This is a genomic window from Massilia sp. TWP1-3-3, from assembly GCF_049897805.1.
Taxonomy (GTDB): Bacteria; Pseudomonadota; Gammaproteobacteria; order Burkholderiales; family Burkholderiaceae_D; genus Telluria_A.
The window spans coordinates 74,935-100,635 of the sequence record NZ_JAFCWX010000002.1 but is presented as its reverse complement, the minus strand read 5'-3'; the positions used below and the strand labels follow the sequence as shown (position 1 = coordinate 100,635).

The window sequence follows — 25,701 nt, the reverse complement described above, 5'->3', positions numbered from 1 at the left end:
AGGGTAGGCATGAATGTCAAGAATATCGGCCTGATCGGCGTGGGCATGGTGGCCGGCTTTGCCGCGTCGCTGCAGTTTTCAGCCATGGCGCAAAAGGGCGACGCCAACGCGCCGCTGCCGCTGGACGAACTGCGCCAGTTGGCCGACGTCTATGGCCTGATCAAGTCCGACTATGTGGAACCGGTCGAAGACAAAAAGCTGCTCTCGCAAGCCATTTCCGGCATGGTCGCCTCGCTCGACCCGCATTCGGTCTATCTCGACAAAAAAGCCTACCGCGAAATGAAGGAAAGCATGCAGGGCCGCTTCGTGGGCCTGGGGATCGAGGTGGCCATGGAAGACGGCTACGTCAAGATCGTCAGTCCCATCGAAGACTCGCCGGCGTTTCGGGCCGGGATCAAGCCGGGCGACCTGATCACCCGCATCGACAGCACGCCCATCAAGGGTTTGTCGCTGGACGAAGCGATCAAGAAAATGCGTGGCCTGCCCAAGTCCAAAGTGGTGCTGACCATCGCCCGCAAAGGCGAAGACAAGCCCTGGATCGTGCCGCTGGTGCGCGAAGAAATCCGGGTCCAGAGCGTCAAGGGCAAGATCGTCGAGCCGGGCTACGGCTGGCTGCGCATCAGCCAGTTCCAGGAACTCACGCTCGATGAAATGAGCAAGAAGATCAACGCCCTGTACGCCCAGGAGCCCGCGCTCAAGGGCCTGGTGCTCGACTTGCGCAACGACCCGGGCGGCTTGCTGCCGGGCGCGGTGGGCGTGTCGGCCGCGTTTCTGCCGTACGACAAGGAGATCGTCTCCACCGTCGGCCAGCTGAAAACCTCGAACGAAAAATTGTACGGCCGGCGCGAGTTTTACGCGCCGCGCGCCGGCGCCGATCCGCTCGCGCGCCTGCCGGCCGCGCTCAAGAACGTGCCGATCGTGGTGCTGGTCAATGGCGGCTCGGCCTCGGCCTCCGAAATTGTCGCCGGCGCACTGCAAGACTATAAACGCGCCATCGTGATGGGCACCCAAACCTTCGGCAAGGGCTCGGTGCAGACCTTGCGCCAGCTGTCCGAAGACACCGCCGTCAAGCTGACCACGGCGCGCTACTTCACGCCGTCGGGCCGCTCGATCCAGGCCAAGGGCATCGTGCCCGACCTGATGGTCGATGAAACGGCCGACGGCGACGGCTTGAACAGCCTGCGCGTGCGCGAGTCCGACCTTGAAAAACACCTGTCCGACGGCAGCGGCAAGGAGCCCGACCCGGCCCTCAAGGCCAAGCGCGACGAGATGGAAGAAGAGCAGCGCGCGCTGGCCATGTCCAAGTCGCGCAAACCGCTCGACTTTGGCAGCAGCACCGACTTCCAGTTGGCGCAGGCGCTCAATCACCTCAAGGGCTTGCCGGTCAAGCTGTCCAAGGTGGAAACCGTGCTGGCCAAGGACGACAAGTCGGCCCTGCCCAAGCTTGACGTCAAGCCGCCCGAACTGAAGGCTGCGCCAAAAGCCAAATGAAGCCGGGGCTGAGCGACCAGGGGCTGAGTGACCAAGGGCTGAGTGACCAAGGGCTGAGCGATCAACAGCTGCTGCGCTATTCGCGCCACATCCTGCTCGACGAGATCGGCATCGAAGGCCAGCAGCGCCTGCAGGACGCCAGCGCGCTGGTAATCGGCGCTGGCGGCCTGGGGTCGGCCGCCGCCATGTACCTGGCCTCGGCCGGGGTCGGGCGCATCGTGCTGGTCGACGACGACGAGGTCGACCTCACCAACCTGCAGCGCCAGATCATGCACACCACGGACCGCGTGGGCCAGGCCAAGGTCGACTCCGGCCGCGCCGCGCTGCTGCAAATTAATCCCGACATCGACGTCGTCGCCCTGCGCGAGCGGGCCGATGCGGCGCGTTTGGCCCAGCTGGCAGAAGGCAGCAGCGTGGTGCTCGACTGCTGCGACAACTTCGCCACGCGCCACGCCGTCAACCGCGCCATCGTGGCCGCGCGCGTGCCGCTGGTGTCGGGCGCGGCGATCCGCTTCGACGGCCAGATCAGCGTGTTCGACCCGCGCCTGCCGGATGCCCCGTGCTACGCCTGCCTGTTTCCGCCAAATGGCGGTTTTCAAGACGCCGCCTGCAGCAGCATGGGCGTGTTCGCGCCGCTGGTGGGCATGATCGGCGCGATGCAGGCGGCCGAAGCGCTCAAAATCATCATGCAGGTGGGCGTTTCGCTGGCCGGGCGCCTGCTGCTGCTCGACGCTCGCGCAATGGAGTGGACCAGTATCGGCGTGGCGCGCAATCCCGCGTGCCCGGTGTGTTCGCCTTGCCAATGACGCTCGCCAATTTGCCATTGAGCGACGCCGACGCGCGCTGCTTGCTAAGCGCACTACAGGACGCGGGCGACGTCCACACGGAAAGCGACTTCATATCCTGGAGCAGCGAAACGCTTCAGGCTGTTCTACCGCACGAGATGATGCATTGCTATTTGGGAATGATGAACAATGGCGCCTGACGCCGCTAAAATGGCTTAAGAAACGCTATCCCGCGTCGTGCATGCGCCAGTTCGAGGATGCGCAAGGCACGATCATGACGCCTTTCATGCGCCTTTCATGCGCCTGTCCGGCGCCATGGGCACCGTGCAATTGTTCGAGCCCGATCGCGACACCGTACTCTTCACGCTGGAGCTGCAGCAATTCCATCACCATGAGCTAAGCAATATCGCCGCCCACGCCCAGTCCTGCGCCATCACGGGGCTGACCAGCTACTTCAGCTTTTCCCAGATGCCCGAACCCTTGAGCGCCAGGCATGCCAGCGTGCTTGCCCTCTTGGTGCCGCACATGCACGCCGCGCTGAACCGTATCGTTGGCGCCGAGCAGGAACAGATCGCGGCAGCGCCGGACAGTGTTGCGAGCAATTTGACGCCGCGCGAAAGGGAAGTGCTCGACTGAATCATGGAGGGCAAGACCAACTGGGAAATTTCGAAAAGAGTGGGCTGCAGTGCGAGCACCATCAAGACCCATCTGCAGCATATTTATGCCAAGCTCGGCGTGACGGGCCGGGCCAAGGCGGCCGCGCTGTGGGCTTGCCGCGCAGCAGCGCCGAGGCGCCCCGGCCTTCGCCATGCAGACGGAGCTTCTTTAGCGTCATTGATAACGCGGCCGGGTTTGCCATAAACCGTGCAAGCCGTTTTGTCAATCCGCCTGTCAGCGGCTAGCCTGGTGCCGCCCAACCGCCTTACGATTGCGCGCAGCATTTCCTCCATCTCAGCACGCGTCATGCCATCGCACCGGCATGGGCGCGGCCCTTGCCAGCGAGCACACACAGCCATGCATCAATCTGCCAATCCCTGGGTCCAGACCCTGAGCGCCTACCAGCCGGGCAAGAGTGCAGCCGTGGACGGCCTGGCGCGGCGCCCCGTCAAGCTGTCGAGCAATGAAAACCCCCGGGGCGGCGCGGCGCGCATCGCGCACTTGCTGGCCAGCCAATCCGATTGCGACATCGGCCGCTATCCCGACGACGCCAGTGCGCTGCTGCGCGCCGCGCTGGCCGGGCAGCTCGGTCTGGCGCTCGACAATGTGCTGGTCGGCAGCGGCTCGTCGGACATCCTGTCGATGGTGGCCAAGACCTTTCTCGCGCCGGGCCGGGTAGCGTTGATTTCTTCCTGTACTTTTTCCCTCTACCGCGTGATCGCCCAGGCTGTCGGCGCCGATATCAAAGTGGTGCCTCCCGACGATTACGGGCACGATCTGGATGCATTGGTGCGCGCCGCAGCGTCATCGCACTTGGTGCTGATCGACAATCCCTGCAATCCAAGCGGGCGCTATCTTCCGTATGCAAGCCTGGCCCGCTTCCTGGCCGGGCTGCGGTCCGATTTGCCCGTGGTGATCGATGAAGCGTATTTTGAATATGCCACCCAGTCCGACTATGCCAGCTGCATCGACCTCATCGAGCGGCATCCGAACCTGCTGGTGGTGCGCACCTTCTCCAAGGCCCACGGGCTGGCCGGCGCGCGCCTTGGCTACTGCATCGGCCATCCACAACTGATCGGCCTGGTCAACCGGATGCGCGCGCCCTTCAACGTCAGCGTGCTGGCCAGCCAGCTAGGCATTGCCGCACTTTCTATCCCAGAGCTGCGCCAGCAATGCGGCCGAGCGCGCGCGCCTGGCCGCCGCGCTGGCCGCAATGGGCATCATTGCAGTGGAGTCGGCTGCCAACTTCCTGTTCCTCCCGGTGCGCCGCGACGCGGCCCAACTGGCCCAGTTGCTTGAAGGCCATGGCGTGCTGGTACGTGCGCTGGCCGACCATCCACAGCACTTGCGCGTGACAATCGGCCTGCCGGACGAAAATGCGCGCTTCCTGGAAGCGATGGCCGGCGTGCTGGCTGCGTAACACTGCTGCCCCCCGGAATGCGCCAAGCGTTCAGGATCTGTTGCAAATGGCCATTGCGTTGTGCAATGCGCTCTTGAAAAGCCGAACGGAGGGCTGCGGCCCTTCTGCGGCGGTGCGCGAATGGCATAATTCCCCCGCTGCCGCGCACGTCTGACGTGCCTCAACTCGCGCCGCCGCCAAAACACGTGCCCCTGCCGCCCCGCAGCGCCTTACAATTGCCTTACAATTGTTATTTCCTGGCGTTGGCCCGGCTGCGCCTTTCGGCCTTATACTCTGCGTTCAACTATTTAGACTACTGATCAACTATGCACATCGTCTCGCACCGCCGCTCCATGCGCAGCACCAACTTGCTGCAGCGCGGCTTCACCCTTATTGAAATCATGGTCGTGGTCGTCATCATCGGCATTCTGGGCGCGCTGGTCGTGCCCAAGCTGATGGACAAGCCGCACCAGGCGCGCGTTACCGCGGCCAAGAGCGACATCGGCCAATTGATGCAGGCCCTCAAGCTCTACAAGCTGGACAACCAGCGCTACCCCACCACCGAGCAAGGCTTGCAGGCGCTGATCGCCAAGCCCACCAGCGGCCCGGCCGCCAACGGGTGGAAGGGCGGCGGCTACGTCGACAAACTGCCAAAAGATCCATGGGGCAACCCGTTCCAGTACATGGCGCCCGGCCTGCACGGCGAGATCGACCTGTTCTCGCTGGGCGCGGACGGCCAGCCTGGCGGCGCCGGCGACGACGCCGACATCAATTCGTGGGATTAAGCTGGCCTTGAGCCGGGAGCGCATGTGAAGGCAGTCACGAAGGCAGCCACCGAGGCAGGCACTAAGGCAGGCACTGCGCCAAGCCGCGCCATCCGCGGCTTTACGCTGGTCGAGCTGATGGTTGTGCTGGCCATCATCGGGATCACGCTCGGCATGGTCTCCTTCAATGCCATGCCCAGCCCGCGCCAGAACCTGCAGGGCGAGGCCCGCCGCATCGCGCTGCTCCTGCAGCTGGCGCGCGACGAAGCCATCGTGCGCAACCGCCTGGTTGCCTTTGAAGCGGACGGCGAGGCCTACCGCTTTTTGGTGCGCAACGAGGGCAGCTGGGATCCCGTCACCCGCGACGATTTGCTGCGCGAGCGCCCCTTCAAGGGCGGCCCGGTCAGGCTGCTGATCGATCCGGCGTCGGCCGGCAGCGGCAACCCGATGCGCATCACCTTCGGGCGCGAACCGGTCGACAAACCGTTCGTGCTGACCATGGCCATCGGCGAGGACAGCGTCGCCATCCGCGCCGACGGCATCGGCCACTTTGTCGTCGAATGAAGCGAACCATGAAACTGCCTATGCGTCCTTCACGTCCTTCACGTGGCTTCACCCTGCTCGAAGTGCTCGTTGCGCTCGTCATCGTCGGCACCGCGCTGGGCGCCTCGCTGCGCGCGGTCGGCAGCTTGACCTCGAACAGCGCGGGCTTGCGCGCCACCATGATGGCCACCTGGTCGGCCGAGAACCGCCAGGTCCAGATTCGGCTGGACAAGGTCTATCCGCAACTGGGCAAGCGCACCACCGAATGCCCGCAGGGCTACCTCAAGCTGGTGTGCCAGGAAGAGATCCTGCCCACGCCCAATCCCCGCTTTCGCCGCGCCGAGGTCAGCGTCTACGACCTGGCCGACCCGAATCGCCGCATCATCAAGCTGGTGCAGCTGGTGCCGCAGCCATGACGCGCCAGGCGAACCGGCGCGGCTTTACGCTGATCGAACTGCTCGTTGCCATCAGCATCCTGGCCATCGTCGCGGTGCTGGGCTGGCGCGGGCTCGATTCCATCGTGCGCGCCCGCATTGCGCTGTCGGCCGAAATCGAATCGACGCGCGGCATGCAGCTCGCCTTTGCCCAGATGCAGAGCGACGCCGAACATATCGCCTCGCCCGCCACGCTGCAAAGCCGCACCGCACTGCTGGCCGACATTGAAAGCATGTCGCTGGTGCGCATGATCGAACTGGAAAACGAGCCCACGCGCCTCGCGGTGGTGACTTACCGCGTGCACGACGGCGTGCTTGACCGGCGCGAATCGGCCGCCACGCGCGACCTGATGCAGCTCGACGTTCTGTGGAAGGCCGCCACCACCAAGCTCGACACGGCCCAGCCGGTGGTGCTGCAGTCCGGCGTGAACCGGATGATGGTGCAGACTTTCGTCGGAGGGCGCTGGGTCATGCCGGGCCCGGCCGGCGGCAACGGCGGCGCCAACGTGCCGCCGACCGGCCTGCAGGTCGGCTTCGAGCTCAAGGACGTGCCTTCGCTGATGGTCAAGAACTTCCTGCTGGGAGGGGCATGATGCGCGCTTTCCCGACTGCTCAAAAGCGCCAGCGCGGCGTGGCGATCATCACCGCGCTGCTGCTCACCACGCTGGCGGTGACGATTGTCGCCAGCCTGTTCTGGATGCAGCAGGTGCAGGTGCGCTCGATGGAAAACCAGCGCCTGCAACTGCAGACCAAGTGGATTTTGCGCGGCGGGATCGATTTTTCACGCATGTTGCTGCGCGAGGAAGGCTTGCAGCGGCCCGCGTACACATCGCTGCTATCGATCTGGAACACCCCGCTCGAAGAAACCAAGCTGGACGACTACGTCGAAAAAGAGCGTCTCGAGAGCGAAAAATCCGACGCCACGCTGCAAGGGCGCGTTCTGGACGCCACGGCGCGTTACAATCTCAACAATTTGGCGCAAGGCACCCAGATTGATCTTGCCCAGGTGGCGCTGTACAAGCGCCTGCTCGAAAACGTGCAAGTCAATCCAACGCTGGCGCAAAAGACCGCGCAGGCGGTGGCCGACGGCTCGCCGCCGGGACCGGTGACGTCCGGCGCGTCCCAGCCGGCGGCGCGCTCCATTGTGCCGCTCGGTCTTACGCGGATCGAAGACTTGCTGGCCATTCCCGGCTACACGCTGGCCGACGTCAACAAGCTGCGTGAAGTGGCGGTGGTGCTGCCGGCCGGGGGCACCACGATCAATGTGAATACGGCGCCGGCCGAAGTGATTTCGGCGCTGGTCAGTGGCTTTTCGGTGGCGCAGGCGAACGCGCTGGTGGCGCGCCGCAAGCAGGCGGACTACCGCACGCCGGCCGATTTTACGGCGCAGCTGTTCGGGGTGCCGCAGACGAATTACCCGTCTCAAACGCTGTATGACGTCAAGAGCGAGTGGTTCCTGGTGCGCTCGCGCGTGCGCCTGGACCGCGCCGCGCTGGACGCCGAATCGCTGATCAACCGCCAGCTGACGGCGCCCAATGCGACCATCATCGAGTGGGTCAGGCAAAACTAGGTTCGTGACTTGGTACGGAGGGCAGGAACGGCAAGACTGAACGGCAAGACTGAGCGGCAAGAATAAGAGCGGCAAAACCAAGAACGAAAGCGAGACTGTTTGACTACTTTATATATCCGCCTCCCAGCCCGCGCCGACAGCGAAGGCGCACTTGCGCGCTTTGCGCTGGTGGCCGACGGCGGCGCCGTGATGCAGCAGGGCGCAGGCGCGCTGCGCAGCATGGGCGACGTGGTCGCCGCCAGCCGCCGCGTGGTGCTGCTGCTGGCCGCGCCCGACGTCACGCTGCTGCACGTCAAAACGCCGCCGCTGTCGGCGGCGCGCCTGAAGGCGGCGCTCCCCAATCTGGTCGAAGAACAGGTGCTGGGCGACCCGGAAGACTGCGTGCTGGTGGCCGCTCCCGCCCAGCTGGACGACGGCATGCGCACCGTGGCCGTGGCGCAGCGCGCCTGGCTCGAGGCGATCGTCAAGGGCTTGCTGGCGATGGGCGCGCGCAGCGTGTCCGCCTTGCCCTCGCAACTGTGCCTGCCGCTCGCGCCCGGCAACGTTTCGGGCGCGATCGACGCCAACGGCATCACGCTGCGCCATGGCCTGTACGCCGGCCTGGGTTTGGCGGTGGCGGGCACGCCGGCCATGGCGCTGCAAACGGCGCGCGCGCTGGCCGGCGACTCGCCGCTCAATTTGTACGTTGAAACTGAAGAACTGGGCGAATACCAGGCGCTGGTGGCCGAAGCGGGCCCCGGCATCCACGTCGAAGCCGAACACTGGGCGCACTGGATCGCCGGCTCGAAAAGCACCCACCTGGACCTGGTGCCCGGTCTGGGCGCGGCCGGCGCCCAGGTGCGCGACTGGAAGAAATGGCGCTGGCCGTTGCGCATTGCGCTGCTTGCCGTCGTGGTCAACCTGATCGGCCTGAACGTGCAGTACATGCGCCTGAAGCGCGAAGCGCAGGCTATTACGCTGGGCATGACCCAGACCTTCAAGGCCGCGTTCCCGAAAGAGACCGTCATCAGCAGCGACCCGGCAGCGCAGATGCGCCAGAATATCACCCGCGCCAAGGCCGCTGCCGGCCAGGTCACGCCGGACGAATTCACGTGGCTGGCGGCAGCCTTTGGCGAAGCGGCGCGCAACTTGCCGCGTCCCCCCGAACTGGCCTCGATGGCTTACCGCGAGCACGTCTTGACGGTCAAGGTCAAACCCGGCGCGGCGGACCCGGCCAGCGCGCAGACGCTGCGCCAGGTGCTGGCCGCGCGCAAGCTGGCGCTGGACGACTCGGTCGCCGGCGTATGGACAATTCGCAATGCAGGAGCAAGCAAATGAGCGCAGTGAGCGCAATGGCGCAATTTCGCGAGCAGGTCACGCTCTACTGGCTGGCGCGCACCGAGCAGGAACGCAAGTATCTCACCATCGGCGGCGCCACCATCGTAGGCGCGCTGGTCTACATGCTGTTCATCGCGCCCCCGGTCGAAGGGCGCGCCAGGCTCAATGCGCAACTGCCGGCCATGCGCGTGGAAGCATCCAAAATGCAGGCGCTGGCGCTCGAAGCGGGCGAACTTGCGCGCCAGCCGGTGCTGCAGGTCACGCCCATGACGCGCGAAACGCTCACCGCCAGCCTGACGGCGCGCTCGCTCGCGCCCACCTCGCTGGTGATGTCCGGCGAATTTGCCAAGATCCAGTTCAACGGCGTCGCCTTTGCAGGCTTGTATAGCTGGATCGACGCGCAGCGGCGTGAAAACCGGATCGACGTGCAGGAAATCGCCGTGACCGCCGGCGCCGGCGCCGGCGCCACCGCCGGCCAGGTCGACGCCGCCGTCACGCTGCACCAGATTACCGGTGAAGCGTCCCGATGAAGCGCGCTGTGCTATGGTTGCTGGCGATTGCCGCTGCCGTTGCGCTGACGGTGCTGGTGTTTTTGCCGGCCACGTGGCTGGGAACCATCGTCGAAGACCAGACCGGCGGTCGTTTGACGCTGGGCGACGCGCAAGGTACGCTGTGGCGCGGTTCGGCCTTCGTGGGCGGCGCGGCCGGGGCCAACGGTGCTGTCACGCCGCTGCTGCCGGGGCGTTTCAGCTGGACGCTCTCGCCCATGCTGCTGCTCGGCCAGGTCGACATGACGCTGGCCAATCCGGAAGCGCTGTCGCAGGCGGTCAACCTGACGGGCAGCTGGTCGGAGTGGCAAGTCAGTCCCGCCGCGCTGCTGCTGCCGGCCGAACGCTTGGTGGGCCTCGGTTCGCCGATGAACACGCTGGCGCCGAGCGGGCGCATGAAGCTCTCGTGGAGCACGCTGGCGCTGGCGCGCGCGGCCAATACCGTGGCCGTGAATGGCCGCACGCTGCTGTCGCTGGAAGACATGGGTTCGCGCATGGCGCCCATCAAGCCGCTGGGCAGTTATGAAATGATCATGGACTGGCGCGCTCAGCAGGCGCAGTTAAGTTTGAGAACGGTGCGCGGTGCGCTGCTGTTATCGGGAACCGGAACGCTCGACCAGGGGCGTTTTCGCTTTTCCGGACAGGCGCAGGCAGCCGATGGATATGAAGACACGCTGGGCAATCTCCTGAATTTACTGGGCCAGCGCCGAATGGTGGGCGGCAAAAAAATTACTGCGTTAGAGTTCAAATGATGAAGACAACTACAATGACAATCCACTCCCCACGGCTGCGCCGTGCCGCTCTTGCCGTCATGCTGTGCTGCTCGGTGGCCGGCGCCCCCAGCCCCGTCTGGGCCGCCCCTGAAGACCAGGCCGCGCTCAACTTCGTGGGCGCCGACATCGAATCGGTGATCAAGGCGGTCGGCCACTACACCGGCATGACTTTCATCATCGACCCGCGCGTCAAGGGTACCTTGACGCTGGTGTCGGAAAAGTCGATCAGCAAGGCGCAAGCCTTCAATCTGCTCACTTCCGCGCTGCGCCTGCAAGGCTACGCGGTGGTCACCGGCGACGGCTATGCCAAGGTGGTGCCGGAAGCGGAAGCCAAGCTGCAAGCCTCGCCCACCCAGGTGGGCATTGGCGGGGGCGGGGCGCGCGGCGACCAGGTCGCCACCCAGATCTACCACCTCAATTACGAGTCGGCGGCCAACCTGACGGCGGTGCTGCGCCCCCTCATTTCGCCGAACAACTCGATCATGGCCAACCCGGGCAACAACAGCCTGGTGATCACCGACTATGCCGACAACTTGCGTCGCCTGACCAAGATCATCGCCGCGCTCGACGCGCCGATCGCGGCCGACGTCGACATCGTGCCGGTGCGTTACGGGATCGCGTCCGACATGGCCACCCTGATCGAAAAACTGCTGCAGCCGGCGCCGGGCGGCGACTCCGGCCGCGTTTCGGTCGTGGCCGACCCGCGCACCAATTCGCTGGTGGTGCGCGCCCCGTCGCGCGCGCGCGCCAACCTGGCCAAATCGCTGATCGCCAAGCTGGACCAGCCGACCTCGGAAGCGGGCAACGTGCACGTGGTGTACCTGAAAAACGCCGACGCCACCAAGCTGGCGGCAACGCTGCGGGCGGTGGTCTCGTCGGACTCGTCGGCGTTGCCGCAAACCCCGCAGGGCACAAGCGGGGGCAGCGTGCAGGCCACCGGCGGCGCCCAAGGCGGACAGGGCAACAATGGCAACCTGGGACCTGGCCCATCGACCATGAGCCAGCAGGGCAACGGCCAGCAGACGGGCGGCGGCGGCGGCGGCGGCGGCGCCGGCTGGATCCAGGCCGACGCCTCCACCAATACCTTGATCATCACCGCGCCCGACGCCATCTACCGCAACATGCGCGGCGTGATCGACATGCTCGACGTGCGCCGCGCGCAGGTGTACATCGAGTCGCTGATTGTCGAAGTCAACTCCGACAACGCGGCCGCCTTCGGTGTGCAGTGGGCTGGCCTGTCGGGCACCAGCAACAGCAAGTACCGCGTCGGCGCACTGCAGAATTTCGCCGGCGCCGGCACCAGCAACCTGCTGACGCTGGTCGGTTCGGCCACGCCGGCGCCTGCGGCCGGACTGACCATCGGCCTGTTCAAGATGATCAACGGTGAGCTGGGCCTGGGCGCGGTCGCCTCGGCGCTGGAAACCGGCGGCAATGCCAACATCCTGTCGACACCCAACATGCTCACGCTCGACAATGAACTGTCGACCATCAAGGTGGGCCAGAACGTGCCGATCATTAGCGGCCAGTTCACCACGCCTTCGGGCGGCCAGACCGCCAATCCGTTCCAGACCATCGACCGCAAAGACGTCGGCCTGTTGCTGAGGGTGCGTCCGCAGATTTCCGAAGGCGGCACGATCAAGATGGCGATCTACAACGAGACCTCGAACGTCGACGAGAGCACCCGCGCCTCGCCGTCGGGCGTGACGACGAATATCCGCGTGATCGAAAACAACGTGATCGCCGACGACGGCCAGATCATCGTGATTGGCGGCCTGATTCGCGACGACACCAGCGACAGCGAAGAAAAAGTGCGTGGCCTGGGCGACATCCCGATCCTTGGCAACCTGTTCAAATACCGCAACCGGACCCGTAAAAAGACCAACCTGATGATCTTCCTGCGCCCGGTGATCGTGCGCAGCAAGGAAGACAGCAACAGCATTTCGACCGACCGCTACGAGTACATGCGTTCGACCGGCCAGAAGGGTGCCGCGCCGCAGGATGCGATCGTGATGCCGGACTTCGGCACGCCGGTGCTGCCGCCGCTGGTGGGTGGCCAGCCGCCACGGGGCGGAGCCATGGCGCCGGTGCCGCCAAAACCGGCGCGCCCGGCTGTGCGTCCGGGCGCCGCGGTGCCGGTGGTGCCGGCGCCGGCCGCGGGCGCCCTGGCGCCGGGCGTCTACCGCGCCGTGCCCGCAGCCACCGTGCCGACCACCACGCTCCCGCCGGGCGTTTACCGCTCGGTCACCCCGGACCCTGCAGTCAAGAAGTAAGGCTAGCATCATGAGTAATCTTTTACCTTACGCTTTCGCGCGCGACTTCGGCGTGCTGGCGCGCGCCAGCGACGAGGCCGAACACACCGTTGAAGTGTGGGTCTCGGGCGCCACGGCGCCGGCGGCGATCGCGGAAGTCTCGCGCCGTTTCGGGCGCATTGCGCTGCGCTCCATGGAGCGCGCCGACCTGGAAGCGGCGATTGCCACGGCCTACGCCGGCGCCGGCGGCGACGCCTCGCAGGTAGCCGACGAATTCGACGCCGACCTTGATCTCACCAAGCTGCTGCAGGACGTACCGGCGATTGAAGACTTGCTCGAGTCGTCCGACGACGCGCCGGTGATCCGGATGATCAACGCGCTGCTCACGCAAGCGCTGCGCGAAGGCGCCTCCGACATTCACATCGAGCCGTTCGAGCAGACTTCCGTTGTGCGCTTTCGGATCGACGGTTCGCTGCGCGACGTGGTGCGCCCGCGCAAAGCCATCCACGCCTCCCTGATCTCGCGCATCAAGATCATGGCGCAGCTCGACATTGCCGAAAAACGCTTGCCGCAGGACGGGCGCATCACCTTGCGCGTGGGCGGCAAGGGCGTGGACGTGCGCGTCTCGACCCTGCCCACAGGGCATGGCGAGCGCGCCGTATTGCGTCTGCTCGACAAGGAAGCCGGTCGCCTGGACCTGTCGCACCTGGGCATGAGTCCGGACTTGCTGCCGCAGTTCGACACGCTGATCAAGCAGCCGCACGGCATCGTGCTGGTCACCGGCCCGACCGGCTCGGGCAAGACCACCACCCTGTATGCGGCGCTCTCGCGCCTGAATGCCTCGACCACGAACATCCTGACGGTCGAAGACCCGATCGAGTATGACTTGATCGGCGTGGGCCAGACCCAGGTCAACGCCCGCATCGACATGAGCTTTGCCAAGGCCCTGCGCGCCATTTTGCGCCAGGACCCGGACGTGATCATGATCGGCGAGATCCGCGACCTGGAAACGGCGCAGATCGCGGTCCAGGCGTCGCTCACCGGCCACCTGGTGCTCGCTACCTTGCACACCAACGACGCCGCCGCCGCCGTCACCCGCTTGCTCGACATGGGCATCGAACCGTTCCTGCTCTCGTCCTCCCTGCTCGGCGTGATGGCCCAGCGCCTGGTGCGCAAATTGTGCGTGCATTGCAAGACCAACGACGGCCACGTCTGGAATGCGGTGGGCTGCGACAAGTGCGGCTTTACCGGCTACCAGGGGCGGGTGGGGGTGTACGAGCTGCTCGAGACCACCGATGAGATCCGCGCCAAGATCCACAACCGCGCTTCCGAAGCGGACATCCGCCACGCGGCGCAACGGGTGGGCATGAAAACCATGCGCGAGGACGGCGAACGCTATCTGCGCGACGGCACCACCACGCAGGCCGAAGTGCTGCGCGTGACCAAGGACTAGGCCGACACCGATGCCAGCATTTCGCTACGAAGCCGTCGACAACGCCGGCGCCACCCACAAGGGGGTGGTCAATTCCGACAGCGCCCGGGCCGCGCGCGCCGACCTGCGCGTGCAGGGCCTCACGCCGCTGGCGGTGGAAGCCATCGCCGCCCAGGTTGACGAGCAGGGCGTGGCCAAGCGGCGCGGCTTTGGCGAGCGCCTCTCGCAAAACGAGCTGGCGCTGTTTACGCGCCAGCTGGCCAGCCTGCTCGAAGCCGGCCTGCCGCTCGAACAAGCTTTTACGGCATTGCTGGAACAGGCCGAGCGTCCGTATGTGCGCGACCTGATCGCCTCGATCCGGGCCGAAGTGATCGGCGGCGCGAGTTTCTCGGACGCCCTGTCGCGCTACCCGCGCGACTTTGCCGAGATCTTCCGCGCGCTGGTCGCTTCCGGCGAGCAGATCGGCCACCTGGCGCGCGTACTCACGCGCCTGGCCGACTATATCGAGCGGCGCAACGCGCTGGTGCAAAAGGTCAAGCTGGCGTTCACCTATCCGGCCATCGTGACGGTGGTGGCGTTTGCGATCGTGATTTTCCTGCTCACCTACGTGGTGCCGCAGATCGTTTCGGTGTTCACCAACACCAAGCAAAAACTGCCGCTGCTCACCATGATCATGCTGGGCGTATCGAACTTCGTACGCGCCTACGGCATCGTGATGGGCATTGCTATCGTGGGCGCCTTTGTCGCCTGGCGGCGTGCACTGCGCAACCCGGCCTTGAAGCGCCGCTACCATACCTGGCTGTTGACGGCGCCCATCTACGGCAAGTTCGAGCGCAGCCTGAACACGGCGCGCTTTGCCAGCACGCTGGCCATTACCACCGGTTCGGGCGTGCCGATCTTGCGCGCGCTCGACACCAGCCGCGACACGCTTTCGAACGTCGCCATGCGCGAACTGGTCGAGCAGGCCAGCGCCAGCGTGCGCGAGGGCGTGAGCCTGGCGCGCGCGCTGTCGGCGCAAAAGCATTTTCCGCCCATGCTGATCCACATGATCCGCGCCGGCGAGATCACCGGCGAACTGCCGGCGATGCTGGAACGGGCTGCCAATTCGCAGCAGCAAGACCTGGAACGGCGCACGCTGACCATTGCCGGCCTGCTCGAACCGGTGCTGATCCTGGCCATGGGCGTGGTGGTGCTGCTGATCGTGCTCGCCGTGCTTATGCCAATTATCGAAATCAATCAGCTGGTGCGCTAGCGGCTTGCCGGACAAGAAGAACAAGGAATTTTAATGAAGCGTATGCCCCTCATTTTCAGCCTGCTTGCCGTAATCGCGCTGTCCGCGTCGATTGCCTACTGGGTCATGGAACTGTACAAACCCAAGCAGCGCCCGCTGGCCGCGCTGGTGGAAGCGAGCCTGCCCGACCCGGCGCCCGACGCCGCCGCCACGCTGTTCGGCGGCCAGGCCGTGGCGGCCACGGTCAGCAACTACCGCTTGACGGGCGTGGTCGCGGCCGGGCGCGACAGCGCCGCCATCCTGGTGGCCGACGGCCAGCCGCCCAAGGCGCTCAAGGTAGGCAGCGAAGTTGCTCCCGGCGTCACCGTGCGCGAAGTGCATGCGCGCTACGTGATGCTGGCCGAGGGCGGCGTCATGAAGCGGATCGACCTGGCCACCGACGACAAGGCCGCCGCCAGCATGGGCATGCCGGGGGGCGACCCGAACCAGCAGCAACAACAGCAGCAGCAACAGCAGCAACAGCAGCAGCAGCAGCCGCAACCAATGCCGCAGCCCGAAGTGCAGAACAGTAACCAGCCGATGGAAGTGCCGACCAACCTGCCGGGCCAGATGCCGGCCGGGGTTCCGCCACCGCCGGCGCCCGTGCAGATGCCGGTGCCGACGCGCAACTACAGCAATCCGAATGCGGGCGGCCAGCCGCAGACGCAGTAAGCCTTGAAGACGCCTGCCTACCTGCCGGCATTGGCCGCCGTGCTGGCGCTGCTGCTGCACGCGCACGCGGCGCTGGCCCAAGCCCCGATCGCCACCCAAGACAAAGGCGTCGTCGTTGTGGCGGCGCCGGTGCGTCCGCGCGTGGCGCTGGTGCTTTCGGGCGGGGGCGCGCGCGGCTTTGCCCATATCGGCGTGCTGCGCGCGCTGCGGGAGCAGCGCATTCCGGTCGACATGGTGGTCGGCACCAGCATGGGCAGCGTGGTGGGCGGCGCCTACGCGGCCGGCGCCTCGATCGCCGACCTTGAAAAGATGGCGCGCCAGACCGACTGGGACCGCGTCGTGGCCGACCGCCCGTCGCGCGAGGACCTTGAATTTCGGCGCCGCGAAGAAGATGTGCTGCTGCCTTCACGCATCGAATTCGGCCTGAATGGCGAGGGCCTCTCGCTGCCGCCTTCGGCGGCCGGCAACGCCGCGCTTGAGCGCACCATCGCGCGCCTGCTGCCGGCCGGCACGCGCGACCGCCCGGTCAGCCAGTTGACGCTGCCATTTCGCTCGGTGGCGTCGGACCTGGTGACCGGCGCGCTGGTCGACCTGGTCGACACGCCGCTGTTTTTGACGATGCGCGCCTCGCTCGCCGTGCCCGGCGTGTTCGCGCCGGTGCGCGTGAATGGACGCCTGGTCGTCGATGGCGGCCTGGTACGCAACCTGCCGGTCGACCTGGCCATCAGGATGGGGGCTGACGTCATCATTGCGGTCAACGTGGGCACGCCGCTGGCTCCCGAAAAAAACCTGGGCAGCGCCTTTGGCGTGGCGCAGCAGATGATCAACATCCTCACCGAGCAGAACGTGCAGCGCTCGATCCGCGAACTGCGCGCGCAGGACGTGCTGATCGCGCCGCCGCTGGCGGGCATCGGCTTTCTGGAGTTTCGCAGCGTCGGCAGCGCCATCAAGGCGGGCGAACTGGCCGCGCGCGCGATGGCGCCGCGCCTGGCGCCGCTGGCGCTGCCGGAAGCCGAGTACGCGCTGTTCGAAAACACGCGCCTGGCGCCGCCGGCGCTGGCCGATACGCCTGTGGCGCTGGCGCGGGTGAAGGTTGAAAGCAGCGGCAAGATCAATCCGCGCGTGCTGGAAGTGCAGTCCGGCCTTGCCGCCGGCCAGAAGCTCACGCGCGAACAGGTGCGCGACGCGGCCGACGCGCTGTACGGCAGGGGCGACCTGGAGCGGGTTGAAGTGCAGATCGACGACGAAGCCGGCAAGCGCCAGGTGACGCTGCGCGCGACCGAGGCGGCATGGGCCAGCAGCCGCTTGCGGGTGGGGCTGGAGCTGGCCAGCGACTTTGACGACACCAACCGTTTTGCGCTCAAGTTCATGCATGTCAAAACCTCGCTCAACGCCTGGGGCGCGGAGCTGCGCACGGTGATGCAGGTGGGCGACCAGCGCGCTTTCGGCATGCAGTTTTACCAGCCGCTCGGTCCCGGCTCGCAGTGGTACGCGGCGCCGTCGATCGGTTACGGCTCCACCTCGTTCGATAACTTCACCGAGGGTCGGCGCAGCGCGCGCGTGGCCTACTCCGGGCGCACCGCGGCCATGATCTTGGGGCGCGAGCTGGGCAACTGGGGCGACTTGCAACTGGGTGTGCGGCGCAGCAACGAGAGCGTGCGCGCCGTCATTCCCGAGCTGGAAGTTGCGCAGGAGTTGCGCGCATCCGGGCTGACCCAGTCGCTGGAGTACCGGGTAGACACGCTTGACTCGCTCGGCTTTCCCAGCCGCGGCTACCTGGTCGACGCGAGCGTCGAGCGCGTCTCCGGCGACGGCAGCGATCTGGGCGCGCAGGCGCGCACCTCGCTGGTGGGAATGGGCGCGATCAGCACGCAGAATTGGGCCGGACACGTGTATGGCGAGTATGCGCACGCAAAATATGGCTTTTCGCCCGTTAGCCTGGGCGGCTTTTTGCGCTTGTCGGGTACGGTGCCGGACTCGATCCAGGGACGCAGCATCGCATTTGCCCGCATGGTGCTGGCGCGCCGCGTCGGGGCCTTGCCGGTCACGCTGGGCGGCACGGTGCGGGCCGGGTTCTCGCTGGAGGCGGGCGGCGGCTTTGACACCGGAACGGCCGTCAAGGGCAGCGGGATCAAGCAGGCTGTCAGTGCTTTCCTGTCGGTCGAGACCAGGTTCGGGCCGGCCTATGTGGGCGCGGGCTTGACCAAGGATGGCAACAAGACGGCGTATTTGTTCCTGGGGCCGATCTGGTAAACAGGCCGGCTGCATTGCGCGCTCATCCTCGTGCCGGCGTGCGAAAGTGTTGCAGAGCATTGCGTGGCTGCGCGCGATTCCCCTCTGTCGGTGGCGCCTGTCGGAATGCGCTGCGCTTTTCCGACCTACGCGGTCGCCGGCCCTTTTACGGCAGCCGCGTGCGTGCCGGCACTGTGCCGTGGGGTACTGGCCATATCAACAATGCGCTTTTTCCGGGCTGCCTACTTCCTGCGCAGTGCCGTAAAAGCTCCAAACTCCCATGACCTGAAGCCCAGCAGCAAGGTGACGCCTTCGCGTTCCGTGCTGTCGAGCCGCCGGTCGTTCTGGTGCAGCCGGGCCAGTTCGCCGGCCAGCTGCTGGATCTTCTGGATCAGCTCTTGCGCGCTGGACGCCGACAGCCGCGCCGGCAGGCACATGAGCATTTCGCCGGCGCCGTCGAAGCGTCCGCCGAAATAGTCGCCCACCACATGTTCGCGCACATACTGCTGCACCGGGCCGTCGGCGATCCAGCGGAACGCATTCGACACGCGCATGCTGTAGCGGTTGCCGGGTTTGAGTTCGATCAGGCCCAGCCGGTCCAGTTCCACCATCAGGCCGATGCATTCCGGCTCGCTCATGCTGTAGGTTTCGATGATCTGGTCCAGCGTCCAGTGGCCAAGGCAGCAGATGGCCACCAGCAGCAGGCGCGGATTGGCCATCAGCGACTTTTCCTGGGCCGCGGTGAGGGTGTCGGCGTGGGGCCTGGCGTCGGCCGCGCGGCGCAGGATGTCTTCCATCGGGATGCCGGCCGCCTTGCAGATCTGGGCCAGGCGCGACAAGGCCATGTCCTTTTGGCCGAACATGCGCTTGACGCTCGATTCGCTCATGCCGATGCGTTCGGCCAGCGCCTTGTAGGTAATGCTCGCGGCGCGCAATTCGGCGCGCAGCACGGTTAATACTTGCTCGGGTGAGCTCATGGAAGCCTTTTTGGTGGAATGTAGCGTGAGACAGTACCGAATGTACCGAATATCGGTGCTTGGCACAAGGTAGTAGCCGATTTTGGCTGGAACGGCGAAACTAGGCACTGATGGCCAGAAAGCGGGAGCCCGACAGGGCTTCCGCTGGCGGCCCGCCGATCGTCCAGGCGACATCCCCGCAGCAGCAACTGCTCAGTACTGAACAAACTTCCCACACATTCAAGCAAGCGCGAACACAGCGTCCTCGCGAACGCGAGTTTTGCGATGATGACGGCTACACCCACATCGTCCTCGCGCACGCGGGGACCCATGGAACGGTTCAACTGAGCAACTGTTCTATGGGTCCCCGCGTGCGCGAGGACGATGTAACTCTGCTGCGCTGCGACCCATTCTGCTACAGCCGCGTGCGCGAGTAAGACGTTTAGCGATGCGCTGCTTACTCTTCCGGCTCCAGCTTGGCCTTCTTGAGTGCGCGCTTGGCTGCGGCGCGTTCCGGCCCGGGGCCCTTGGCGTGCGGCCCCGCGGCGCGCAGCTTGGCCGCCACCGCCACCGGATTGCGCGGCTTCGATACCGGCGCCGTCAGCCGCATCTTCTGGCGCGTTGCCAGCGCCTTGTTCGCCATCGGCTTGCCCTTACAGCACGTAGCGCGACAGGTCTTCGTCCACGGCCAGCTTGTCGAGCCGCTCGTTGACGTAGGCGGCGTCGATCGTGACGACCTGGCCGCTGCTCTCGCTGGCCGTAAACGACACTTCCTCGAGCAGCTTTTCCATCACCGTGTACAGGCGCCGCGCGCCGATGTTTTCGGTGCGCTCGTTGACCGAAAATGCAATTTCGGCCAGCCGCGTGATGCCGCCCGGGACGAAGTCGACCTTCACGTTCTCGGTCGCCAGCAGCGCCTCGTACTGGGTCGTCAGGCAGGCGTCGGTACTGGTCAGGATGCGCTCGAAGTCGGCAATCGACAACGATTCGAGCTCGACCCGGATCGGAAAGCGCCCCTGCAATTCGGGGATCAGGTCGCTCGGCTTGGCCAGGTGAAACGCGCCCGACGCGATGAACAAAATATGGTCGGTGCGAATCATGCCGTACTTGGTGTTGACGGTGGTGCCTTCCACCAGCGGCAGCAAATCGCGCTGCACGCCGGCGCGTGAGACGTCGGCGCCGCCAACTTCCGAGCGCGAAGCGATCTTGTCGATTTCGTCGAGGAACACGATGCCGTTTTGCTCGACATTGGCGATCGCCTTTTGCTTCATCTCATCTTCATTGATCAGCTTGGCCGCTTCTTCGTCGACCAGGAACTTCATCGCGTCCTTGATCTTGATCTTGCGCGGTTTTTTGCGCGCCCCGCCCATGCCCGAAAACATGGACTTGATCTGCTCGGTCATTTCTTCCATGCCCGGCGGGGCCATGATTTCCATCTGCGGGCCCGTCTCGGCGATGTCGAGCTCGATCTCGCGCTCGTCCAGCGCGCCTTCGCGCAGGCGCTTGCGGAAGGTCTGGCGAGTGGAGTCGCCTTCCTTGCCTTCCTTGGCGTCTGCGGTGGGGGCCGGCGTGGAAAAGCCAAAGTCGCGCGCCGGCGGCACCAGGATGTCGATCACGCGCTCTTCGGCCGCGTCTTCGGCCCGCTGGCGCACTTTTTTCATTTCGCTCGCGCGCGTCTGCTTGACGCCGATGTCGATCAGGTCGCGGATGATGGTGTCGACGTCGCGCCCGACGTAACCGACCTCGGTGAACTTGGTCGCCTCGATCTTGATGAAAGGCGCGTCCGCCAGACGCGCCAGGCGGCGCGCGATCTCGGTCTTGCCCACGCCCGTGGGGCCGATCATCAGGATGTTCTTGGGCGTGATCTCGTGGCGCAACGGTTCTGCCACTTGCTGGCGGCGCCAGCGGTTGCGCAGCGCAATGGCGACGGCGCGCTTGGCCTTGCCCTGGCCGACCACGTGCTTGTCCAGTTCAGCGACGATTTCAAGGGGCGTCATGCTCATGTTGGTATTGGTGGTCATTTGGCGTCGTCCAGCGTTTCAATAATGTGGGACAGATTGGTATAGATGCACAGCTGGCCGGCGATGGTCAGTGATTTTTTGACGATATCGAAGGGCGACAGTTCGGTATTTTCGTGCAGTGCCTTGGCGGCCGACTGGGCGTAGATGCCGCCCGAGCCGATGGCGCCGATGCCGTCTTCGGGCTCGAGCACGTCGCCGTTGCCGGTGATCACCAGCGTCGATTCATGGTCGGCCACGAGCAGCATGGCCTCGAGGCGGCGCAGCACGCGGTCGGTGCGCCAATCTTTGGCCAGTTCGACCGAGGCGCGCAGCAGGTTGCCCTGGTGTTTTTCAAGCTTGCCTTCGAAGCGGTCGAGCAGCGTAAAGGCATCGGCGGTGCCGCCCGCGAAACCGCACAGGACCTTGCCCTGGTACAGTTTGCGCACTTTGCGCGCGGTGCCCTTCATGACGATGTTGCCCAGCGTGACTTGACCGTCGCCGCCGAGCGCCACTTGGGCGCCGCGCCGTACGCAAAGGATGGTGGTGCCGTGAAATTGTTCCATATCTGCCTCGTAGTTATCTCCCCCAAAGGTTGGGGGCTGTAACGCAAATTGCAAGATAGCGGTGAACGGCGGTGAGCGCCGCGGGGTGGAAACTAAGACATTAATATTTGTGCGGGAACATCCGGGCGACTTCAGCGTAGCTCAAGAGTTTGAACAGTGCGGCGACCAGATGGTTCATGTCGCGAAACTCGATTTTTTTCTCGGCTGCGATCGGGCGCAGGCGGTTGAGCATGGCGCTGGCGGCGCCATAGTCGACCCGCGCCAGGCGCGAGCAATCGATCAGCAGCGTGGGCGCCTGCTCGGCATAGGCGTCGATGGCGTCGAACAGCGCATTGGCGCCGCTGTTGATCACGTTGGGCAACATGAAGCATTCGGTGCGGGTCGGCGCCGTGATGGTGCTGGTGGTGGCCACGTTCTGCGGCGTTTCAAACGAGGGCGGCGACACTTCAAAGGTGACGCAGTAATCCATCGCCATTTCTTCGAAATCTTTTTCGCGGTTCAACAGTTGCAGCAGCGCCAGCAGCAACAGCCATGGCGCTTCGCTGGCGTTGCGCTGGCCAATGGTGATGGTCGAGCGCACCAGGTCCGACAGTTCGGTGGCGCCGGCCACGATCAGCTCGCGCTCGCGCTTGCGCAGCGTGGTGAGGGCGTCGAGCATCAGCTGGCAGCCTTCGGGGGTGACGTCGGTAATGCGGCCAAATTCGAGGCGCAGCACATGGTTCTCGTCGGACAGAGTCAGCAGGCGCGCGAGGCGCGGCGCCACTTGCCCGTCGAGCACGCCGGCAAACACTTCGGTCGGGGTCACGCCGGCAAAACTGCTTTCCTCGACCCCGATCGGGGTCGGCGGCGCCCAGGTGGGGGGCGATGTTTCAAACTGGCTCGCGTAGTCGATGGCAACGTTGTCGAAATCGTCCTGGCGGCCCATGACCTGGTACAGGTCGAACAGCATCCACCACACGGTGCGGTCGGTACGGCCCACATCGCGCAGGCTTTCCTGCAGCATTTGTTCGGCCACGACCATCTGGTCATTGGCGAACATGATGGCAATTTCTTCGATGACGGGCGCGGTCTGGGCGAAGACCGGGGTGTCGAGCAGGCTGTTGTCGGACAGTAGTTCCGTGGTGGCCAGTTCCAGCATCGGCAGCGTGTCGCCGTCGTCTTCCTGGTTCTTGGCGCCGCGCGCGCGGCGCGGGCCGCTGCCCCAGGCCGGCTCGGGGGTGTTGAAAATGTCGTCGGCCATGGCCGATTCAATGGCGTCGATCTTGGCTGCAGTGGCGCGCGCGATTTCGCGCTGGCGCGCGCGTTCGGCGTCGCCGTCGAGAATCAGGCGTGACGGTTCGCCGCGCAGGCGCGACTCGGGCGGTGTCACGACACCGTCCGGCTTGTTATTTTTTCCCTTGAAGATGGAGAAAATTCCCACGTCATTCCCTGTTTCAATCTGGTACAGCCACGCCAGTGCGGTGCGCCTGACTGCCGGCGCCAGCCCTTACCTTAGCACGGTAGCACGCCGGCGGCGCGCAGTCACGCGGTCACGGCACAAAGCCCATCCCGCTAGTGTAGCCGATGGGCAAGCTTTACGTTCGCACGACTGCATCTTTGCAAACGAAAAAAGCATGCGGCGCAGGCGGCATGCTTTTCCTGGTGAGCGTCACGCGCAGTGATCAATCGCCGTACAGCTTCTGTTTCAGTTCGCGGCGCTGCTGTGCTTCGAGCGAGAGCGTGGCGGTGGGACGGGCGATCAGGCGCGGAATGCCGATCGGTTCGCCCGTTTCCTCGCACCAGCCGTAGTCGCCGCCGTCGATGGCGGCGATCGATTGCTGCACCTTTTTGAGCAGCTTGCGCTCGCGGTCGCGCGTGCGCAGTTCGAGTGCGTGCTCTTCTTCGATGGTGGCGCGGTCGGCCGGGTCGGGCACGAGCACGGTTTCGCGCAGGTGTTCGGTGGTTTCGCCGGCGTTCTTGAGCAGGTCTTTTTCAAGCTGCTGCAGGCGCGCCTTGAAAAACGCCAGCTGAGCCGGATTCATGTAATCCTTTTCGCCCATGGCCCGAATTTCATCTTCGGAAATGAGACGGCCTTCTGTGTTCACGGCGGGGGTCGATTTAGTTGTTTTGGTCATGACTTCACTTACCTTCGATACGACAGAGGTTTTCATTTTATCAGCTAACTCGGCCGTGACACCTCCAACTGCTCCGGTGCTCCCGCCTGTTTCGCCTGCCTTGACGGCTTGCTGTGCCACCGTCTTGTTCGCCTTCGCTTGCGCGGCCGCCGTTGCCGGCACCGCCTTCAATGCTGCTGCCTTCAGTGCTGGCGCAGGTACTGCCTTCGTTGTTGCCTCAGGTACTGCCTCAGGTGCTGCCTTCACCGCTGCCGGCGCTTTCGCCACCACCTTCGATGCCGCTTTTTTCGGAACTGCCTTTGCCGGCGCCGCCTTCGCAACCGGCTTGCTGCTTGTCGCCTTCGTTGCGTTTGGGGCCACTGCCTTGCTCGCCGACCGTGGTGCGGGCCGTGCTGCCGGCTTGGCTGGCGCCTTTGCGCTCGCCAGCGGCGCGGCCTTGATGGCCGGCGCCAGCACGGCGGCAATTTTCTTGGCCAATGCGGCCGCAACGGTTTTTACCACGCCCGGCTTGCGCGCGGCGCTCGCCATGCTGCCGCTGGCTGGTTTCTGTGCGGATTTCGCCACGGTTTCTTTCATGTTGCCATCCCGATGTCTTCCCCTCGCCACGATGGCGTGCCGGCAATTCAGTCGTCAAACAAGCGGCGCTGCACAGATTCAGGCGTGCATCACAAAACCGGGATAGTTTATACCAAACATTGCTCCAAACCTCGGATAAAGACGTCTTTCGGTAAATTTTTGCCAATAAAAACCATTTTGCTGCCACGTTCCTCGTTTTCGGCCCATTTGGCGCCGATGTCGGTGCCCATGATCTGGTGCACTCCCTGGAAGACGACCTTGCGGTCGGCGCCGTCCATCAGCAGCACGCCCTTGTAGCGCAGCATGCGCGGGCCAAACACCTGGACCACGCCACCGAGGAATTCATCGAGTTTGGCGGTGTCGAAAGGACGCGTGCTCTTGAACACGAAGGCGGCGATGTCGTCGCTGTGCTGGCTGGACGCCATGCCATCAGGGGCGTGCCCCGGCGTAGTGTGCTCGCCATGGACGTGCTCATGGCTGTGATCGCACGCGTCGGTATGCACGTGTTCGTGCTCGCCATGCGCGTGCGCTTCGTCGGCGGTCAGAAAGGCCGGGTCCAGTTCGAGCTTGTCGTTCAAGTTAAAGCCGCGGATGTCGAGCAGTTCGGACAGCGGCGCGCGGCCGAAGTCGACCTCGGTGATGGGCGCGCGCGGGTTCATGCGCTTCAAGCGCGTCTTGAGCGCGGCCAGCGCGGCGGCGTCGACCAGGTCGGTCTTGGAGATGAGCAGCTTGTCGGCAAAGCCGACCTGGCGCTGGGCTTCCTCGTATTCGTCAAGCTGGGCCATGGCGTGGCGCGCATCGACCACGGTCAGGATGGCGTCGAGCATGTAGTGGGCGCCCACTTCTTCATCGACAAAAAACGTTTGCGCGACCGGACCGGGATTGGCCAGGCCAGTCGTTTCGATCACGATGCGGTCGAACGCCAGTTCGCCGGCGGCGCGTTTTTGCGCCAGCGCCGACAGCGCCACGATCAGGTCGCCGCGCACGGTGCAGCAAATGCAGCCATTGTTCATTTCAACAATCTGTTCGCTGCTATCTTGCACCAGAATGTCGTTGTCGATGTTTTCCTGGCCGAATTCATTCTCGATGACGGCAATGCGCAAACCATGGTCCTCGCGCAGGATGCGGTTGAGGAGGGTGGTTTTGCCGGCGCCGAGAAAACCGGTCAGGATGGTGCTTGGGATCAATGCCATGGTGCTTTTCGTCTGTGGGCGTGAAATAACCGAGCGATTATGCCGCAATTTGGAAAATGCTTCCAATTGGCTGCTGATTGCTTGATACAGGTCAGGAGGGTGTTGTTAATTATGATGCCCGGGGAACGCTGAATCAGCGGGGGCGCGGTGCAAACGCTGGTCT

Annotated in this window: 25 protein-coding genes and 1 pseudogene; 19 read left to right on the top strand and 7 right to left on the bottom strand. The window is 64.9% G+C overall.

Going from position 1 to position 25,701, the window contains the following annotated elements:
* Positions 1-9 precede the first annotated feature (9 nt).
* The 18 genes and pseudogenes from ACP7D4_RS02165 to ACP7D4_RS02080 all read left to right on the top strand — a co-directional run bounded on the left by ACP7D4_RS02165 (position 10) and on the right by ACP7D4_RS02080 (position 18,157).
* Positions 10-1,491, top strand: a complete 1,482-nt coding sequence (locus ACP7D4_RS02165) for a S41 family peptidase (RefSeq protein WP_426207645.1) — start codon at positions 10-12, stop codon at positions 1,489-1,491.
* 53 nt (positions 1,492-1,544) lie between these two features.
* Positions 1,545-2,297, top strand: a complete 753-nt coding sequence (locus ACP7D4_RS02160) for a HesA/MoeB/ThiF family protein (RefSeq protein WP_426207770.1) — start codon at positions 1,545-1,547, stop codon at positions 2,295-2,297.
* Between the two features lie 276 nt (positions 2,298-2,573).
* Positions 2,574-2,912 (top strand): hypothetical protein, encoded by a 339-nt coding sequence (locus ACP7D4_RS02155; protein WP_426207644.1) that lies wholly within the window; start codon positions 2,574-2,576, stop codon positions 2,910-2,912.
* 3 nt (positions 2,913-2,915) lie between these two features.
* Positions 2,916-3,137, top strand: a complete 222-nt coding sequence (locus tag ACP7D4_RS02150) for a helix-turn-helix domain-containing protein (protein WP_426101715.1) — start codon at positions 2,916-2,918, stop codon at positions 3,135-3,137.
* 102 nt (positions 3,138-3,239) lie between these two features.
* Positions 3,240-4,353 (top strand): annotated as a pseudogene (hisC, locus tag ACP7D4_RS02145) (histidinol-phosphate transaminase).
* A 305-nt stretch (positions 4,354-4,658) separates the two neighbouring features.
* On the top strand, positions 4,659-5,117 hold the full coding sequence (gspG, locus tag ACP7D4_RS02140) for a type II secretion system major pseudopilin GspG (protein WP_426101713.1): 459 nt from the start codon (positions 4,659-4,661) through the stop codon (positions 5,115-5,117).
* Between the two features lie 90 nt (positions 5,118-5,207).
* Positions 5,208-5,660, top strand: coding sequence for a GspH/FimT family pseudopilin (locus tag ACP7D4_RS02135; protein ID WP_426101893.1), 453 nt, complete (start codon positions 5,208-5,210; stop codon positions 5,658-5,660).
* An 8-nt stretch (positions 5,661-5,668) separates the two neighbouring features.
* Positions 5,669-6,055, top strand: coding sequence for a type II secretion system minor pseudopilin GspI (gspI, locus tag ACP7D4_RS02130; protein ID WP_426101711.1), 387 nt, complete (start codon positions 5,669-5,671; stop codon positions 6,053-6,055).
* Positions 6,052-6,666, top strand: a complete 615-nt coding sequence (locus ACP7D4_RS02125; RefSeq protein WP_426207643.1) for a PulJ/GspJ family protein — start codon at positions 6,052-6,054, stop codon at positions 6,664-6,666. Before gspI ends, ACP7D4_RS02125 begins: the two co-directional genes overlap by 4 nt.
* Positions 6,666-7,643 (top strand): type II secretion system minor pseudopilin GspK, encoded by a 978-nt coding sequence (gspK, locus tag ACP7D4_RS02120; RefSeq protein ID WP_426207642.1) that lies wholly within the window; start codon positions 6,666-6,668, stop codon positions 7,641-7,643. Before ACP7D4_RS02125 ends, gspK begins: the two co-directional genes overlap by 1 nt.
* Positions 7,644-7,742: 99 nt before the next feature.
* On the top strand, positions 7,743-8,960 hold the full coding sequence (gspL, locus tag ACP7D4_RS02115; protein ID WP_426101705.1) for a type II secretion system protein GspL: 1,218 nt from the start codon (positions 7,743-7,745) through the stop codon (positions 8,958-8,960).
* Positions 8,957-9,490: a type II secretion system protein GspM gene (gspM, locus tag ACP7D4_RS02110; RefSeq protein WP_426207641.1), complete on the top strand. Its 534-nt coding sequence runs from the start codon at positions 8,957-8,959 to the stop codon at positions 9,488-9,490. Before gspL ends, gspM begins: the two co-directional genes overlap by 4 nt.
* Positions 9,487-10,260 carry a type II secretion system protein N gene (gene gspN, locus ACP7D4_RS02105; protein WP_426101701.1) on the top strand — a complete coding sequence of 258 codons (774 nt, stop codon included), beginning with the start codon at positions 9,487-9,489 and terminating at the stop codon, positions 10,258-10,260. Before gspM ends, gspN begins: the two co-directional genes overlap by 4 nt.
* Before the next feature lie 14 nt (positions 10,261-10,274).
* A complete protein-coding gene (gspD, locus tag ACP7D4_RS02100; RefSeq protein ID WP_426207640.1) occupies positions 10,275-12,551 on the top strand; it encodes a type II secretion system secretin GspD in 2,277 nt (758 codons plus the stop codon).
* 10 nt (positions 12,552-12,561) lie between these two features.
* Positions 12,562-13,983 (top strand): type II secretion system ATPase GspE, encoded by a 1,422-nt coding sequence (gene gspE / locus ACP7D4_RS02095; protein ID WP_426207639.1) that lies wholly within the window; start codon positions 12,562-12,564, stop codon positions 13,981-13,983.
* A 10-nt stretch (positions 13,984-13,993) separates the two neighbouring features.
* The gene (gspF, locus tag ACP7D4_RS02090) at positions 13,994-15,214 is read left to right on the top strand and encodes a type II secretion system inner membrane protein GspF (protein WP_426207638.1); all 1,221 of its coding nucleotides are present in this window, start codon (positions 13,994-13,996) and stop codon (positions 15,212-15,214) included.
* Positions 15,215-15,247: 33 nt separating this feature from the next.
* Positions 15,248-15,904, top strand: coding sequence for a type II secretion system protein N (locus ACP7D4_RS02085; protein WP_426207637.1), 657 nt, complete (start codon positions 15,248-15,250; stop codon positions 15,902-15,904).
* 3 nt (positions 15,905-15,907) lie between these two features.
* On the top strand, positions 15,908-18,157 hold the full coding sequence (locus ACP7D4_RS02080; RefSeq protein WP_426101691.1) for a patatin-like phospholipase family protein: 2,250 nt from the start codon (positions 15,908-15,910) through the stop codon (positions 18,155-18,157).
* A gap of 221 nt (positions 18,158-18,378) precedes the next feature.
* Here the strand turns inward: ACP7D4_RS02080 and ACP7D4_RS02075 are convergent, their stop codons facing one another.
* The 6 genes from ACP7D4_RS02075 to dksA all read right to left on the bottom strand — a co-directional run bounded on the left by ACP7D4_RS02075 (position 18,379) and on the right by dksA (position 23,769).
* A complete protein-coding gene (locus ACP7D4_RS02075) occupies positions 18,379-19,113 on the bottom strand; it encodes a helix-turn-helix domain-containing protein (protein ID WP_426101689.1) in 735 nt (244 codons plus the stop codon).
* 436 nt (positions 19,114-19,549) lie between these two features.
* Entirely contained in the window at positions 19,550-19,735 is a 186-nt protein-coding gene (locus tag ACP7D4_RS02070; RefSeq protein WP_426101687.1) for a hypothetical protein, read from the bottom strand.
* A 10-nt stretch (positions 19,736-19,745) separates the two neighbouring features.
* Complete coding sequence (gene hslU, locus ACP7D4_RS02065) at positions 19,746-21,095, bottom strand: ATP-dependent protease ATPase subunit HslU (protein ID WP_426101891.1); 1,350 nt, start codon at positions 21,093-21,095, stop codon at positions 19,746-19,748.
* Positions 21,096-21,109: 14 nt separating this feature from the next.
* The gene (hslV, locus tag ACP7D4_RS02060; RefSeq protein ID WP_426101686.1) at positions 21,110-21,655 is read right to left on the bottom strand and encodes an ATP-dependent protease subunit HslV; all 546 of its coding nucleotides are present in this window, start codon (positions 21,653-21,655) and stop codon (positions 21,110-21,112) included.
* A 100-nt stretch (positions 21,656-21,755) separates the two neighbouring features.
* Complete coding sequence (locus ACP7D4_RS02055; protein ID WP_426207636.1) at positions 21,756-23,075, bottom strand: STAS domain-containing protein; 1,320 nt, start codon at positions 23,073-23,075, stop codon at positions 21,756-21,758.
* Positions 23,076-23,316: 241 nt separating this feature from the next.
* Positions 23,317-23,769, bottom strand: coding sequence for an RNA polymerase-binding protein DksA (gene dksA / locus ACP7D4_RS02050; protein ID WP_426101682.1), 453 nt, complete (start codon positions 23,767-23,769; stop codon positions 23,317-23,319).
* Between dksA and ACP7D4_RS02045 the strand changes: the two genes are divergently transcribed.
* Positions 23,768-24,451 (top strand): hypothetical protein, encoded by a 684-nt coding sequence (locus ACP7D4_RS02045; protein ID WP_426207635.1) that lies wholly within the window; start codon positions 23,768-23,770, stop codon positions 24,449-24,451. The two genes, dksA and ACP7D4_RS02045, sit on opposite strands and share 2 nt — an antisense overlap.
* Position 24,452: 1 nt before the next feature.
* Here ACP7D4_RS02045 and ACP7D4_RS02040 read toward each other — a convergent pair whose 3' ends face one another.
* On the bottom strand, positions 24,453-25,538 hold the full coding sequence (locus ACP7D4_RS02040) for a CobW family GTP-binding protein (RefSeq protein WP_426101678.1): 1,086 nt from the start codon (positions 25,536-25,538) through the stop codon (positions 24,453-24,455).
* Positions 25,539-25,701: the final 163 nt, after the last annotated feature.

Bases quoted from the DNA above. Each gene is read 5' to 3' on its own strand.
- ACP7D4_RS02125 (WP_426207643.1), top strand. From the start codon at position 6,052: ATGACGCGCCAGGCGAACCGGCGCGGCTTTACGCTGATCGAACTGCTC.
- ACP7D4_RS02085 (WP_426207637.1), top strand. From the start codon at position 15,248: ATGAAGCGTATGCCCCTCATTTTCAGCCTGCTTGCCGTAATCGCGCTG.
- dksA (WP_426101682.1), bottom strand. From the start codon at position 23,769: ATGACCAAAACAACTAAATCGACCCCCGCCGTGAACACAGAAGGCCGT.
- gspD (WP_426207640.1), top strand. From the start codon at position 10,275: ATGACAATCCACTCCCCACGGCTGCGCCGTGCCGCTCTTGCCGTCATG.
- ACP7D4_RS02150 (WP_426101715.1), top strand. From the start codon at position 2,916: ATGGAGGGCAAGACCAACTGGGAAATTTCGAAAAGAGTGGGCTGCAGT.
- hslU (WP_426101891.1), bottom strand. From the start codon at position 21,095: ATGAGCATGACGCCCCTTGAAATCGTCGCTGAACTGGACAAGCACGTG.
- gspN (WP_426101701.1), top strand. From the start codon at position 9,487: ATGAAGCGCGCTGTGCTATGGTTGCTGGCGATTGCCGCTGCCGTTGCG.
- ACP7D4_RS02045 (WP_426207635.1), top strand. From the start codon at position 23,768: ATGACTTCACTTACCTTCGATACGACAGAGGTTTTCATTTTATCAGCT.
- gspM (WP_426207641.1), top strand. From the start codon at position 8,957: ATGAGCGCAGTGAGCGCAATGGCGCAATTTCGCGAGCAGGTCACGCTC.
- gspF (WP_426207638.1), top strand. From the start codon at position 13,994: ATGCCAGCATTTCGCTACGAAGCCGTCGACAACGCCGGCGCCACCCAC.
- gspE (WP_426207639.1), top strand. From the start codon at position 12,562: ATGAGTAATCTTTTACCTTACGCTTTCGCGCGCGACTTCGGCGTGCTG.
- hslV (WP_426101686.1), bottom strand. From the start codon at position 21,655: ATGGAACAATTTCACGGCACCACCATCCTTTGCGTACGGCGCGGCGCC.
- ACP7D4_RS02155 (WP_426207644.1), top strand. From the start codon at position 2,574: ATGCGCCTGTCCGGCGCCATGGGCACCGTGCAATTGTTCGAGCCCGAT.
- ACP7D4_RS02165 (WP_426207645.1), top strand. From the start codon at position 10: ATGAATGTCAAGAATATCGGCCTGATCGGCGTGGGCATGGTGGCCGGC.
- ACP7D4_RS02040 (WP_426101678.1), bottom strand. From the start codon at position 25,538: ATGGCATTGATCCCAAGCACCATCCTGACCGGTTTTCTCGGCGCCGGC.
- gspG (WP_426101713.1), top strand. From the start codon at position 4,659: ATGCACATCGTCTCGCACCGCCGCTCCATGCGCAGCACCAACTTGCTG.
- ACP7D4_RS02070 (WP_426101687.1), bottom strand. From the start codon at position 19,735: ATGGCGAACAAGGCGCTGGCAACGCGCCAGAAGATGCGGCTGACGGCG.
- gspI (WP_426101711.1), top strand. From the start codon at position 5,669: ATGAAACTGCCTATGCGTCCTTCACGTCCTTCACGTGGCTTCACCCTG.
- ACP7D4_RS02075 (WP_426101689.1), bottom strand. From the start codon at position 19,113: ATGAGCTCACCCGAGCAAGTATTAACCGTGCTGCGCGCCGAATTGCGC.
- gspK (WP_426207642.1), top strand. From the start codon at position 6,666: ATGCGCGCTTTCCCGACTGCTCAAAAGCGCCAGCGCGGCGTGGCGATC.